The sequence below is a fragment of the Azospirillum argentinense genome (assembly GCF_000632475.1).
Classification (GTDB): Bacteria; Pseudomonadota; Alphaproteobacteria; order Azospirillales; family Azospirillaceae; genus Azospirillum; species Azospirillum baldaniorum.
On record NZ_CP007795.1, the window covers coordinates 402,427 to 415,246 of the forward strand.

General features: G+C 65.8%; 12 protein-coding genes. 9 read left to right on the top strand and 3 right to left on the bottom strand.

Annotation, left to right across the window (positions count from 1 at the left end):
- Nucleotides 1-56 precede the first annotated feature (56 nt).
- From ABAZ39_RS24270 to ABAZ39_RS24280, 3 genes are all read left to right on the top strand, one after another.
- Nucleotides 57-1,244 (top strand): polysaccharide pyruvyl transferase family protein, encoded by a 1,188-nt coding sequence (locus ABAZ39_RS24270; protein ID WP_040136467.1) that lies wholly within the window; start codon nt 57-59, stop codon nt 1,242-1,244.
- Between the two features lie 163 nt (nt 1,245-1,407).
- Nucleotides 1,408-2,178 carry a hypothetical protein gene (locus tag ABAZ39_RS24275; RefSeq protein ID WP_051658482.1) on the top strand — a complete coding sequence of 257 codons (771 nt, stop codon included), beginning with the start codon at nt 1,408-1,410 and terminating at the stop codon, nt 2,176-2,178.
- Between the two features lie 253 nt (nt 2,179-2,431).
- Nucleotides 2,432-2,902, top strand: coding sequence for a hypothetical protein (locus tag ABAZ39_RS24280; protein WP_040136468.1), 471 nt, complete (start codon nt 2,432-2,434; stop codon nt 2,900-2,902).
- 84 nt (nt 2,903-2,986) lie between these two features.
- Here the strand turns inward: ABAZ39_RS24280 and ABAZ39_RS24285 are convergent, their stop codons facing one another.
- A complete protein-coding gene (locus tag ABAZ39_RS24285; RefSeq protein WP_081863299.1) occupies nt 2,987-4,699 on the bottom strand; it encodes a right-handed parallel beta-helix repeat-containing protein in 1,713 nt (570 codons plus the stop codon).
- Nucleotides 4,700-5,199: 500 nt separating this feature from the next.
- Here ABAZ39_RS24285 and ABAZ39_RS24290 point away from each other — a divergent pair, with 500 nt between their 5' ends.
- The 4 genes from ABAZ39_RS24290 to ABAZ39_RS24305 all read left to right on the top strand — a co-directional run bounded on the left by ABAZ39_RS24290 (nt 5,200) and on the right by ABAZ39_RS24305 (nt 9,365).
- Nucleotides 5,200-6,273: a Bug family tripartite tricarboxylate transporter substrate binding protein gene (locus ABAZ39_RS24290; protein WP_081863301.1), complete on the top strand. Its 1,074-nt coding sequence runs from the start codon at nt 5,200-5,202 to the stop codon at nt 6,271-6,273.
- Between the two features lie 83 nt (nt 6,274-6,356).
- Entirely contained in the window at nt 6,357-6,863 is a 507-nt protein-coding gene (locus ABAZ39_RS24295) for a tripartite tricarboxylate transporter TctB family protein (protein WP_040136472.1), read from the top strand.
- 173 nt (nt 6,864-7,036) lie between these two features.
- Nucleotides 7,037-8,563, top strand: a complete 1,527-nt coding sequence (locus tag ABAZ39_RS24300) for a tripartite tricarboxylate transporter permease (protein WP_040137215.1) — start codon at nt 7,037-7,039, stop codon at nt 8,561-8,563.
- Nucleotides 8,564-8,660: 97 nt separating this feature from the next.
- The gene (locus tag ABAZ39_RS24305) at nt 8,661-9,365 is read left to right on the top strand and encodes a TerC family protein (protein WP_040136474.1); all 705 of its coding nucleotides are present in this window, start codon (nt 8,661-8,663) and stop codon (nt 9,363-9,365) included.
- Nucleotides 9,366-9,369: 4 nt separating this feature from the next.
- Here ABAZ39_RS24305 and ABAZ39_RS24310 read toward each other — a convergent pair whose 3' ends face one another.
- Nucleotides 9,370-9,558 (bottom strand): hypothetical protein, encoded by a 189-nt coding sequence (locus ABAZ39_RS24310; RefSeq protein ID WP_040136476.1) that lies wholly within the window; start codon nt 9,556-9,558, stop codon nt 9,370-9,372.
- A gap of 161 nt (nt 9,559-9,719) precedes the next feature.
- Here ABAZ39_RS24310 and ABAZ39_RS24315 point away from each other — a divergent pair, with 161 nt between their 5' ends.
- On the top strand, nt 9,720-10,406 hold the full coding sequence (locus ABAZ39_RS24315; protein WP_040136478.1) for a CBS domain-containing protein: 687 nt from the start codon (nt 9,720-9,722) through the stop codon (nt 10,404-10,406).
- Between the two features lie 35 nt (nt 10,407-10,441).
- A complete protein-coding gene (locus ABAZ39_RS24320) occupies nt 10,442-11,200 on the top strand; it encodes a GntR family transcriptional regulator (RefSeq protein WP_040136480.1) in 759 nt (252 codons plus the stop codon).
- A gap of 112 nt (nt 11,201-11,312) precedes the next feature.
- Here the strand turns inward: ABAZ39_RS24320 and ABAZ39_RS24325 are convergent, their stop codons facing one another.
- Nucleotides 11,313-12,812 (bottom strand): CoA-acylating methylmalonate-semialdehyde dehydrogenase, encoded by a 1,500-nt coding sequence (locus ABAZ39_RS24325; protein WP_040137216.1) that lies wholly within the window; start codon nt 12,810-12,812, stop codon nt 11,313-11,315.
- Nucleotides 12,813-12,820: the final 8 nt, after the last annotated feature.

Consider the following 12,820-nt stretch of genomic DNA (forward strand, 5'->3'; position numbering starts at 1 on the left):
CAAGATAAAACCCGAACCCTGTAACCCTCCACCACCCCGACCCCAGGAGAATTAAATTGGCTAACATCCTAGTCATGATTCCCTCCGGCGAAGTCTATGACCATGACTGCGTGCGGTGGTACAGCTACCAGAACATTCAGCGTAGCATTAATCATTACCACAACATCGGCGACGCCTTCGTCTACGATTCCTCGCTGAAGCTGCTGACCTTCGACCGTCTCGACGTCGTCGAGATCCGCGAGTTCAAGCAGGAGGTGGTGGATCGGGCCAACGCCGAGTACGATTACGTGTTCCTGCGCGGGTCGAACTACATCCACGACCACATGACCTGGCCGGAGGGCACCGAGCAGGTGCTGTCCAAGCTGCGCATCCCGGTCATCGCCTTCGGCGTCGGCGCCCAGGCCCCGGCCACCGGCAAGCTGACGCTGTCGGATGAGAGCAAGCGCATTTGGCAGATGTTCGCCGACAAGTCCACGACGCTGGGCGTGCGCGGCACCTACACCGCCGAAGTGCTGTGGGACCTCGGCATCAAGAACGTGCGCATCGTCGGCTGCCCGACCGCCTTCCGCAACCGCGATCCTGAGCTGCGCATCGACCTGCCCGCCCTGGACAGCGTGCGCAACGTCGGCATCACCATGCGCCGCGAGGTGTCCAGCCACTATTCGCCGGACGTGAAGACCTACCTCACCCGCCACCGCGACTTCGTCAAGGACATGAGCCGCCGCTTCGACACCGTCCTGATGATGCAGGGCGAGGTCGAGGAGAAGAAGCTGCTCTGGGGCACCGACGAGCAGAAGGCCGAGGCCTGGGATGAACTGCACAACAACAACTGGCTGAAGAGCTGGTACTTCGACGAGGAGCTGGACGAGCTGTACCGCTCGCGCCTGTGGTACTCGGACGTCGTCGCCGACTATGAGAACATCGTGCGCTCGAAGGACCTCGTGCTGGGCTACCGCCTGCACGGCAACCTGATGGCGCTCTCGAACGGCACGCCGTCGGTCTATTTCAGCTACGACAGCCGTACGGCGGAGTTCGCCGAGACCTTCGCGATCCCCTGCTACGACGTCTATTCCGACAAGCCCTTCGTCCTGGAGGAATACTGGGACCAGAGCCTGTTCGAGAAGTTCAACCGCACCTTCTACCAGCGCTACCGCGACATGCGGGAGTTCCTGGACGAGAACTACATCCCGCACCGCATGCCCAGCCCGACCGCGCGCAAGACCCCGCAGCGCAAGGCGGCCTGACGGCGGTTGCCGTCTTAGCCCTCTCCCCTCTGGGGAGAGGGTGGCCCGAAGGGCCGGTGAGGGGGTTGTGCTTGGTGATAAGTCCGGCAAAAGCGCAACCCCCTCACCCTAAACCCTCTCCCCAGAGGGGAGAGGGAATTCAACCATTCCGCGAGTGCCTGCCATGCCCGACGTCGCCACGCCCGACACCCTGTCCTCCACCCCCGTCGCGGCGGAGCCTGCGGCGTCCGTCATCGAAGGCCGGGTGGACGCCGTCCAGGCCGGACGGATCTACGGCTGGGCCTGGGACCGCTCGTACCCCACCGACCGCCTGACGGTGGAGTTCCGCGCCGAGATGCCGGACGGCCGCAGCGTTGTGCTGGGGCGCGCGCTGGCCGACCGCCCGCGCGAGGATCTGGTGGGCGGCAACTTCGGCGACGGGCATCACGCCTTCGAGGCCGACCTTGAAATTCCGGCCGGGCTCGACCCCACGCGCGTCGTCGCTGTGGTCGTCGCCCCGAGCACCGGCACCATCGCCACCTTCGCCCAGCCGAGCGCCGAGGAAAAGCTGCTGGAGCGCACCCTCGCCCCGCATCTGGTGCGCATCGGCGCCGGGCTGGACGCCGCCCGCCGCGACCACCAGCAGATCGCCGCCGGCCAGCAGGGCATCGCCCGGCTGCTGCGCGAGACGCAGGAGCGCATCGCCGCCGGCCAAGCCGGAGCCGGTGCCGTTGCGGTGCAGCAGGCCGCCCTGTCGGACGCGCTGCACAGCCTTCAGGAGCGGGTGGCCGGGCTGGAGGTCTTCCTCGTCCGCATGGACACGACGCTGCGCGGCTTCGACGATGCGCTGAAGGTGAAGGCGGCCAAGTCGCACGCCCCCACCATCATCGCCGCCCTGGCCTCGGCTGTGGGGGCCTTCGCCGCGACGGTGATCGGGCTGGCGATCTTCGGGTAACGGCGACCTGCCGGCCTTCGGGTTCCTGCTCCAACACTCCGTTTCATCATTCCCGGGCGCTTCAGCCGCCGCCGATTCCGGCGGCGGCTTTTCCGTGCGCCGGAGGTGGACGCGCCGCCATTCCACATGCCACCCTGCGTGACGCGCGTCCCGCCGGGACTTTGCGGGCCGCGATGCGGCGTTCAGGACGTCCTTGAAACAAACCGCATTCCGAACCGACAAGGCCAAAGGCCTTAACCGGGAGACATGCGACATGCCCGCAGACGGTCCCTCCACCCCTCCGAATTCCCCGCATGGCAGCGGCCTCATCACGCCCAGGGAACTCCAAGCGATCACCGAAGCGCAGGAGATGGCGCGCCTGAAGGAGGCGCAGGATCTCGCAAAGAAGCAGCAGGAGGAACAGACCGCGATCCACGACGCCTTCATGCACCAGCACATCCGCCCCGACGCCAAGGAGCGCTTCACCCGCGCCGTGCGCACGGCGGCGGAACGCGGGGAGACCGAAATCGAGATCGTGCGTTTTCCCAGCAGCTACTGCAGCGACGGCGGCCGGGCGATCAACAATTTCGAACCCGACTGGCCGGACAGCCTCACGGGCTTCGCGCGGGAGGTCTACGACAATTACGACCGGTATCTGCGCCCAGCCGGCTACAAGCTGCGCGCCCAGATTCTGAGCTATCCCGGCGGCATGCCGGGCGATGTCGGCGTCTTCCTGCACTGGTGATCGCCGGCATCCGAACGCACCGACGCCCGGCCAAGGAATGGCCGGGCGCGGTCGTCGCCGAAAATTTGGAGAGAGAACCCGTCCTTAGGCGGTCGGGCTGGCCTTGTTGGCCGAGGAGATGGTGTTGTTGACGACGTTCTGGCTGATGCTGTCGGCGATGGACACCGCCGAGCGGCCGTTGTTGTTGTTGAAGATGTTGTCGTGCACGTCGAGCGAGATCGACCCGGCGCCCTTCAGGTGCTCCATGATGCCGCCATTGTTGTTGAAGATCTCGTTGCCGTAGATCTTGTAGGTGACGCTGGTGCCCTGGTTCTGGCCGACCGAGATGCCGACGTTCGAGTTGCCGTAGATCGTGTTGTCGTAGATCTCGGTGCTCGACTTGGCGAGGATGCCGGCGCCGCGCGGGTTGTCGTAGATCGTGTTGTCGTGGATCTTCAGCGTGCTGTTGGCTTGGCTGTGATCGTGGTACAGCCCATGCGAGCGGCCGTCGCCGCCGCCGGCGCCGTTGTTGAAGATCGTGTTGCCGGCGATTTCGCCGCTCAGGATGCGGCCGTTCCAGCCCGAATACACACCGTCGGTCCGCCAGCCGTTGTCGCTGATGGTGTTGTTGGTGAAGTACTGGTCGGCGTTGTCGGCGGAATAATGCACGATGCCGTAGGCGCCGTTGCCGTCGATCGTCGATCGATCGATCCGCAGCCCGTGCGAGGTGCCGCTGATGACGACGCCCGAACCGTGGTTGTCGACGATCTGCGAGTTGGTGACCTTCACGTTGTCGGCGCCGCCGTTGAGCAGCAGGCCGGCGTCGCCCGAACCCTTCATGGTCAGGCTGTCGAAGGTGATGTTGTCCTTGTTGTTCAGGCTGACGGCGTAGCTGGAGCCGCTGGCCGCCTCGATCACCGGGTTGGCGCCGGTGCCGTAGGCGCCGTAGACGATCGGCTTGTCGGAGGTGCCGGAGGTGGAGGCCAGCAGGCTGTCGTGCCAGGTCTCGCCACGCTCGAACAGGACCAGCGAGCCGGGGGCGAAGTTGGTGGAGTTCACCTTGTCCAGCGACTTCCAGGCCTGGTTCGCATCATGGCCGGAGTTGCTGTCGCTGCCGTTGGTCGCGTCGACGTAGTAGATCTGCGAGGCCGGGGTGGACGGGTAGTCCGACGTGCCGGAGGTCGGCGCCGTGGGGGCGGCCGGGGCCGCGGCGGCGGTCGTCGCGAAGAACTCCTTCGGAGCGGCGACGGCCAGCGTGCCGTTCCACCACATGTTGGCCTGACCCGGGACGACGTCCTTGCCGTCGAGCGCGCCCTTGTCATAGGTGACGGACGGATCGGTCGGGGCGACCTTGTGGCCGTTGATGGAGATGGCGTTGACCGTCAGATTGCGGTCCTGCCCATCGGCGGCGCCGTCGTTGTCGTACTGGATCTGAATCTTGTGCGCCTGATCGGCGGTCACGTTGGCGTCGAAGGAGAAGTCCTTGGCGTCGCCGCCCGCGGTGCCTTCGCCGACAACGGCGCCGTCCACCAGCAGTTTGAAATGGGGCGAGACGCCGCCCGCGGCGGTGCCGGAGGCGTTCACGACGATTTTGGCGGTGGAGGCGGCAGCGGCCGTGGCGTCGGCCAGCGCCAGAGGCTGTGCGGTGGTCTGGAGTGCCTGGAGATGGAGAATTGAGTCCGGCGTTGCGGCGCTGTCGGCGGTCACCGGGGTGACGCTGTCGACAACAGCCTGGAACGGATCGGCAGCAGAATCACCGACAAAACCGGTCGTGTCGGCGTGGTTCTGATGATCAAGCTCAATGGCCATATGTTCCATGGTCTTTCACTCTTTCCTTTTTACAGCGCCACGTTTGTGGCGGTGGGCGGGAATGTGCGCGGATCGCGCCGTCCCGCTTGCTGTGTGCTCAATCGTTTTCGACAGGACCGGAGCCTAGCCAGCACCGTGTGGCCTTAAATGGTTCGATTTTAGGATAATTAGTTTTTGAAGCGCGCCAAATCCGTCACAGGAATTCTTCTAACGAAAGAGGTAGTTCCTCGAATTTAAGCGCTAGCACGAACGGGGTAACTCTTTCGTAAAATTCTTGAAATTGCAGCGAACTACAAGAATTTAGCTGCCGATTTTCGATGGATCCTTGCGCTGCACCCAATGATTGGGCTCGGTCGTCTTGTGACATTCCTGTTGAAGAAAGCTGGGATGCCACATACCATACGCCACACGGACAGTTTGCATAACAAACAATCCGTCTCGCCAGACAATCCAAAAATGATGAGCCGTGCCGACGGAAGCCCGGCCACCCAAAAGGGAAGGAATGAGGCATGAAGGACGTACAGCGCCCGCGCTGCGCGCGGAAGACCCCTTTTGACTCCTTCGCTTTTAAAAGACCCCACAGAAGAACGCTCGCCGGCGGAACGGCCCTGGCCGGCGCGCTCGGCCTTCTGCTGATCCCGGCCGCGGCCCAGGCCGCCTGGGAGCCGACCAAATCGGTCGAATTCGTCGTCCCGGCGGGAACCGGTGGCGGCGCCGACCAGATGGCGCGGATGATCCAGGGCATCATTCAGAAGAACAACCTGATGGGTCAGCCCATCGTCGTCATCAACAAGTCGGGCGGCGCCGGTGCGGAAGGCTTCCTCGACGTCAAATCGTCGAACCGCAACCCGCACAAGATCATCATCACCCTGTCCAACCTGTTCACCACGCCCTTGGCGACCGGCGTTCCCTTCTCCTGGAAGGACATGACGCCGGTGGCGATGCTGGCCCTGGACAACTTCGTCCTGTGGGTGAACAGCGAGGCCGCGCAGAAATCGCCCAAGGAGTTCGTCGAGGCCGCCAAAGAGGGCGGCGCCAACCGCTTCAAGATGGGCGGCACCGGCTCCAAGCAGGAAGACCAGATCATCACCGCCGCCATCGAGCAGTCGGCGGGCGTCACCTTCACCTACGTTCCCTACAAGGGCGGCGGCGACGTTGCGGCCCAACTCGTCGGCAACCACATCAACGCCAGCGTCAACAACCCGATCGAGGCGGTGTCGCAATGGCGGGCCGGGGCGCTGCGGCCTCTCTGTGTCTTCGACAAGGAGCGCATCCCGCTGAAGGAGCCGGTGGCCGACGGCAAGTCGTGGAACAGCATCCCGACCTGCAAGGAATCCGGGCTGGACGTGGAATACACCATGCTGCGCGGCATCTTCATGGGGCCGGGCGTCACGCCGGACCAGATCGCCTACTACGTGGACCTCTTCAAGAAGGTCCGCGAGACGGAGGAGTGGAAGGACTTCATGGCGAAGGGGGCCTTCAACGTCAGCTTCAAGACCGGCGACGAGTTCAAGACCTGGCTGACCGCGGCGGAAACCCAGCACAAGACCCTGATGGACAAGGCGGGCTTCACCAAACAATAGCCCCTCTCGTCCGACGCGCGGCCCCCGGGGCATCGCGCCCCGGGCGCCCTCCCCTGCCTTTCGGGTTTTTGCGGGAGTGAGCCATGGAGCATGGAACACAGAACAGTGATCCGGTCGTCTCGAACCGGACCATGGAAATCGTCGTCGCCGGGCTGTTCGCTCTCGTCGCCCTCGTGGTGATGGCCGACAGCATCCGCGTCGGCAACGGCTGGGGGTCCGACGGGCCGAAGGCCGGCTACTTTCCCTTCTATGTCGGCCTGATCATGCTGGTCAGCAGTCTGGCCACGCTGGCCGTCAACCTCTGGCGCCACAGCGGCGAACGCACCGCCTTCGTCGAGAAGCACCAGCTCGCCCTGGTTCTCCAGGTTCTGGTCCCCAGCGCGGTCTTCGTGATCCTGACCGCCTTCCTGGGCATCTATCTGTCGGCGGTGCTGTTCATCGCCTTCTTCATGCATTGGGTGGGCAAGTATCCGCTCAAGACGATCCTGCCCGTTTCCATCCTCGTGCCCGCGGGCCTCTTCGTGATGTTCGAGATCTGGTTCCTGGTACCGCTTCCCAAGGGGCCGGTCGAGACGATGTTCGGGTTCTGACGAGTCCAGTTTTTTAAAAGCCGGGGCGGCCGCGGGAACGGCCGCGCACACCGAAGCAGCGGCAGGCATCCGCGACGAACCAGCCCATGCGGCGGGGACGAACCCCGTCCTGCGCGCTCAAGACGCGACCTTTCCAAACGGAACGGGCGCGGATGCCGGAAAGGGAGGGAAACTTGGAAGCGCTCGGGTCACTCATACAGGGGTTCGGCGTGCTCGCCGATCCCATGAACATCGCCTACATGTTCATCGGCATCACGCTGGGCGTCCTGATCGGCGTGCTGCCGGGGCTGGGCGGGGCGAACGGGGTAGCGATCCTGCTGCCCCTGACCTTCAGCATGTCGCCGACCTCCGCCATCATCATGCTCTCCTGCATCTATTGGGGGGCGTTGTTCGGCGGGGCCATCACCTCGGTCCTGTTCAACATACCGGGCGAGCCATGGTCGGTGGCGACCACCTTCGACGGCCACCCCATGGCGCAGAAGGGCCACGCGGGCGAAGCGCTGACGGCGGCCTTCACCTCGTCCTTCTTCGGGGCGTTCGTGGCGGTTCTGCTCATCACCTTCCTGGCCCCGGTGATTGCCGGCTTCGCCCTGCGCTTCGGCCCGGCGGAGTTCTTCGCGGTCCAACTCCTGACATTTTGCAGTTTCGTCGGCATGGGCAGCGAGTCCCCCTTCAAGGTGCTGTGCGCCATGATGCTGGGCTTCGCGCTGGCCGCGGTCGGGCTCGATAGCGTGACCGGCGAGCTGCGGATGACCTTCGGCTCGGTGGAACTGCTGCGCGGCTTCGACTTCCTGATCGCGGTCATCGGCCTGTTCGGCATCGGCGAAATCCTCCTGACCATGGAGGAGGGGCTGGCCTTCAAGGGCAAGAGCGCGAAGATCAACGCCAAGGTCGTGTGGGAGACCTGGAAGAGCCTGCCCCGTTACTGGGTGACCGCCATCCGCGGCTCCATCGTCGGCTGCTGGATGGGCATCACGCCCGGCGGCGCCACCCCCGCCTCCTTCATGAGCTACGGCCTCGCCAAGCGCTTCTCCAAGAACCGCCAGAATTTCGGCAACGGCGAGATGGAGGGCGTGGTCGCTCCGGAAACCGCGGCCCACGCCGCCGGCACCAGCGCGCTGCTGCCCATGCTGACGCTGGGCATCCCCGGCTCGCCCACCGCGGCGGTGCTGCTGGGCGGCCTGCTGATCTGGGGGCTCCAGCCCGGCCCGCTGCTGTTCATCGAACAGAAGGAGTTCGTCTGGGGCCTGATCGCCAGCATGTATCTGGGCAACATCGCCGGCCTGATCGTGGTGCTGACCACGGTTCCGGTCTTCGCCTCGATCCTGCGCATCCCCTTCAGCATCATCGCGCCGGTCATCGTGGTGATCTGCGCGGTCGGCGCCTACACGGTGCACAACGCCTTCCTCGACATCGTCATGATGCTGGTGTTCGGCGTCGTCGGCTACGTCTTCAAGAAGCTGTCCTACCCGCTGGCCCCGCTGGTCCTGGCGCTGGTGCTGGGCGACATGGCGGAAAGCTCCTTCCGGCAGGCCATGCTGGTGTCGCAGGGCGATCTGGCGATCTTCTGGTCCAACCCGCTGGTCGGCAGCATCGTCACCCTGGCGCTGGTCATGCTGTTCTGGCCGGTGATCTCCGCCCTGTTGCGCAAGCGCCAGTCCCGGCAGGACGGCGGGACCCAGGTCATCCCGGTCAAATAAATCATCCCGGTGAACCAGCTCCACCCACTCCCCCGCCGGCCTCCGGGACGGGACGACCGGCGGGGGGATTTCTTCTCACATCGGGGGGTTCGGGACGATGGACACGTCCGATTTCATGATCGCTCTGCTCCAGATCATCTGGATCGACATCCTGCTGAGCGGCGACAACGCGCTCGTCATCGCGCTCGCCTGCCGCTCGCTGCCGCCGAAGCAACAGAAGATCGGCGTTTTCCTCGGCACCGGGGCGGCCATCGTGCTGCGCGTGCTGTTCGCCGTCATCATCGCCTACCTGCTGGCCATCCCGTACCTGAAGATCATCGGCGGGGCGCTGCTGTTCTGGATCGCCATCAAGCTGATGCTGCCCACCGAGGAGGAGGCGCAGGCGGAGCATGACGGCACTTCCGCCGGACTGTGGGGGGTGGTCCGCACCATCGTGATCGCCGACGCGGTGATGAGCCTGGACAACGTCATCGCCATCGCCGCCGCCTCGCACGGCAACACGGTCCTGCTGATCCTGGGGCTGGCCATCAGCATTCCGCTGATCGTCTTCGGCAGCACGCTGATCCTGAAGGCCATCGAACGGCTGCCGGCCCTGGTCTATGCCGGCGCCGGACTGCTCGGCTACATCGCGGCGGAGGTTATCCTCACCGACCCGAGCATCCATTCCCACGTCACGGAGAGCCTGCCGGTGCTGACCGGGACGGCGCCCTTCGTCGCGGCGCTGGGGGTGATGACCGCCGGTTTCCTGATGGCCCGCAGCATCAACCGCCGCCGCGCCGTGGTGGAAACCGATCCGGCCTGATGTCTCAGAAGGAAGAAGGGCGACGGGGCTCGCGGCAGCGGTTTCCCCGCACCGCCCGGAAACGGCTCGGCAGGGCCATGGTGCGCACGTCGCTGGTGATCTCGGAGATGAGGCCCGGATCGTTCCGCAAAATCTCCGTCACCACGGCGGCCAACCCGGCAAGGGCGAACACGACGGCAAGACTCTCCAACATCGGGAACTCCGGACTCTGACCACACTCATGCTGCGTTGCAGCAGAGATGGCGCAAAGTCCGTTGGGGAGCAAGGGATAAGAAACGTAGCATTTCGTATACCAGACACGCAGCAGGAGCCGGACACAGGCTCCGCACCGCCAGTTCAGGGAGGAACGTCGAGATGCAAGCGAAGGATGTCATGACATCGCCGGTCATCACGGTGGCGCTGGACACCCCCGTACCGGACATCGCCGAACTGCTTTTGACCCATCGGATCAGCGGCTTGCCGGTGGTCGACCAGGATGGACGCGCGGTCGGCATCATCAGCGAGGGGGACCTTCTGCGCCGGGTCGAGACGGGAACCGACCGTCCGCGCGCCCGCTGGCTGGAGATGCTGGTGGGCCGCAACGTGCAGGCCGCCGACTTCCTGAAGACCCATGGGCGCTGCGCGCGCGACGTCATGTCGCGCCCGGTCCAGGCCGTCTCGCCCGACACGGAGATCGCCGAGATCGCCGACCTGATGGAGGACAAGCGGATCAAGCGCGCCCCCGTCCTGATCGACGGGCGTCCGGTCGGCATCATCAGCCGCGCCAACCTGCTGCACGGTCTGCTCCGCAACCGGCGTGGCGCCACCGGCTTCGGCGCGTCCGGCGACGAGGCGATCCGCGCCGCGCTGCTGGAGGCGTTGGACGGGCAGTCCTGGGTGGACCTTGATCGGATCAACATCGTCGTCAACGACGGGGTCGTGCAGCTCTGGGGCATGGTCGACAGCGAGGAGCAGCGCCGCGCCCTGCACACCGCGGCGAGCGGTGTGAGCGGCGTCAAGCGCGTGGAGGAGCATCTGAACCGGAACCGCTTCGTCGGGTGATCCCCGGCCGTCCGCCCCATCGAAGGAGCAGCCCGATGCCGCCACCCGAATTGACCGTTCAACCGCTGGATTCCGGCGCCACCTTCCGCAACCAAGTCTACCGACGGCTGAAGCAGGCCATCATCCAGATGGACATCTACGACCACCCCGGCGACGTCCGGCTGGACGAGCGCCAGCTCAGCGGCCTGCTGGGCGTCAGCCGCACCCCGATCCGCGAGGCCCTGACCCTGCTGGAGCAGGAGGGGCTGGTGCGGCTGGAGCCGCGGCGGGGGATCTACATCGTCCGCAAGACCAAGACCGAGATCATCGAGATGATCATCGCCTGGGCGGCGCTGGAAAGCATGGCGACCCGCCTCGCCGCCGAGCGCGCCACCGCGGAGGACATCGGCACGCTGTGGAACATCTTCCGCAGCTTCGAGGAGCAGGCGCCCTCCGACAACATCCAGGAATATTCCGATGCCAACATCGAGTTCCACAAGGCGATCATCCGCCTCAGCCGGGCGCGCATCCTGGAAACGCTGACCGACAACCTGTTCATCCACATGCGGGCCATCCGCAAGCTGTCGATCCGCCAGGACAACCGGGCCGAACAATCGATGCACGAGCACCGCGACATCATCCGGGCGCTGGAGCGGCGCGACGGCGAACTGGCCGAACGTCTGGCGCGCGAACACACGCTGGGTCTGGCCGCCCATGTCGAGCGCCACGGCGATTTCCTCGACTGGCTGCGTCTGGCCGAGGTGCGGGGCCCCGACGTGAAGGCCGCCTTCAAGGACGGCCTGCCGCTGATGTAGCCTCTTAGCCCTCTCCCCTCTGGGGAGAGGGTGGCCCGAAGGGCCGGTGAGGGGGTTGCGCTTGTACTGGACGTGGCGCCATGCGCAACCCCCTCACCCTAACCCTCTCCGTTCACTTCATCGACGGGAAGGAGAACTGCGAGCCTTCGCGCACGCCGCCGGCCGGCCAGCGCTGGGTGATCGTCTTGCGCCGGGTGTAGAAGCGCACGCCGTCCGGCCCGTAGGCCGCCAGATCGCCGAACAGCGACCGCTTCCAGCCGCCGAAGCTGTGGTAGGACACCGGCACCGGCAGCGGCACGTTGACGCCGACCATGCCGACCTTGATCGCGTCGGTGAAGTAGCGCGCGGCCTCGCCGTCGCGGGTGAACAGGCAGGTGCCGTTGCCGTACTCGTGGGCGTCGACCAGGTCCATGCCCTCTTGCATCGTCTTTACGCGCACGACGCAGAGGACCGGGCCGAAGATCTCTTCCCGGTAGACGCTCATGTCCGGCGTCACCCGGTCGAACAGGCAGCCGCCGAGGAAGAAGCCGCCCTCGTTCCCAGGCACCACCAGCCCGCGGCCGTCGACCACCAGTTCCGCCCCTTCGGCGACGCCCTGGTCCACGTACCCCTTCACCTTCTCGAAATGGGCGCGGGTGACCAGCGGACCCATGTCGCAGCCGGTCCCGGTCCCCGCCCCGACCTTCAGGCCACGCACCTGCTCCGCCAGCATCGCCACCACGCGGTCGGCGGTCGCGTCGCCCACCGCGACGACCACGGAGATCGCCATGCAGCGCTCCCCGCAGGAGCCGTAGGCCGCCCCCATGATCGCGCTGACCGCGTTGTCGAGGTCGGCGTCGGGCATGACGATGGCGTGGTTCTTCGCCCCGCCCAGCGCCTGCACCCGTTTCCCATGGGCGGTGCCGGTGGCGTAGACGTATTCGGCGACCGGCGTGGAACCGACGAAGCTGACCGCCTGGACGCGCGGGTCGGTCAACAGCGTGTCCACCGCCTCCTTGTCGCCGTGGACAACGTTCAGCACGCCCGGCGGCAATCCTGCCTCCTGGGCCAGTTGCGCGACGAGCAGGGAGGCGCTGGGGTCACGCTCCGACGGCTTCAGGATGAAGCTGTTGCCGCAGGCCACGGCGACCGGGAACATCCACAGCGGCACCATCGCCGGGAAATTGAAGGGCGTGATGCCCGCCACGACGCCCAGCGGCTGGAACTCCGACCAGCTGTCAATGCCCGGCCCGACGTTCTTGGAGTGCTCGCCCTTCAGCAGATCGGCGATGCCGCAGGCGTATTCGACATTCTCCATGCCCCGGCCCAGCTCGCCGCGGGCGTCCTCCAGCGTCTTGCCGTGCTCCCGCGTGATCGCCATGCAGATGCGGTCGGCGTTGTCCTCCAGCAATTGGCGGAAGCGGAACATCACCCGCGCCCGCTTGGCCGGCGGGGTTGCCCGCCACGCCGGGAAGGCGGCCTCTGCGGCGGCGATGGCCGATTCAACAGTGGCGCGGCCGGCGAGTGGGACGCGGCCGACGGTTTCGCCCGTCGCCGGGTTCACGATGTCGGCGCTGCGGCTGTCGGCGGGGGCGTCGGCCACCCCGCCGATGAGGTGCGGAACGAGGGTCATGGCGGTTT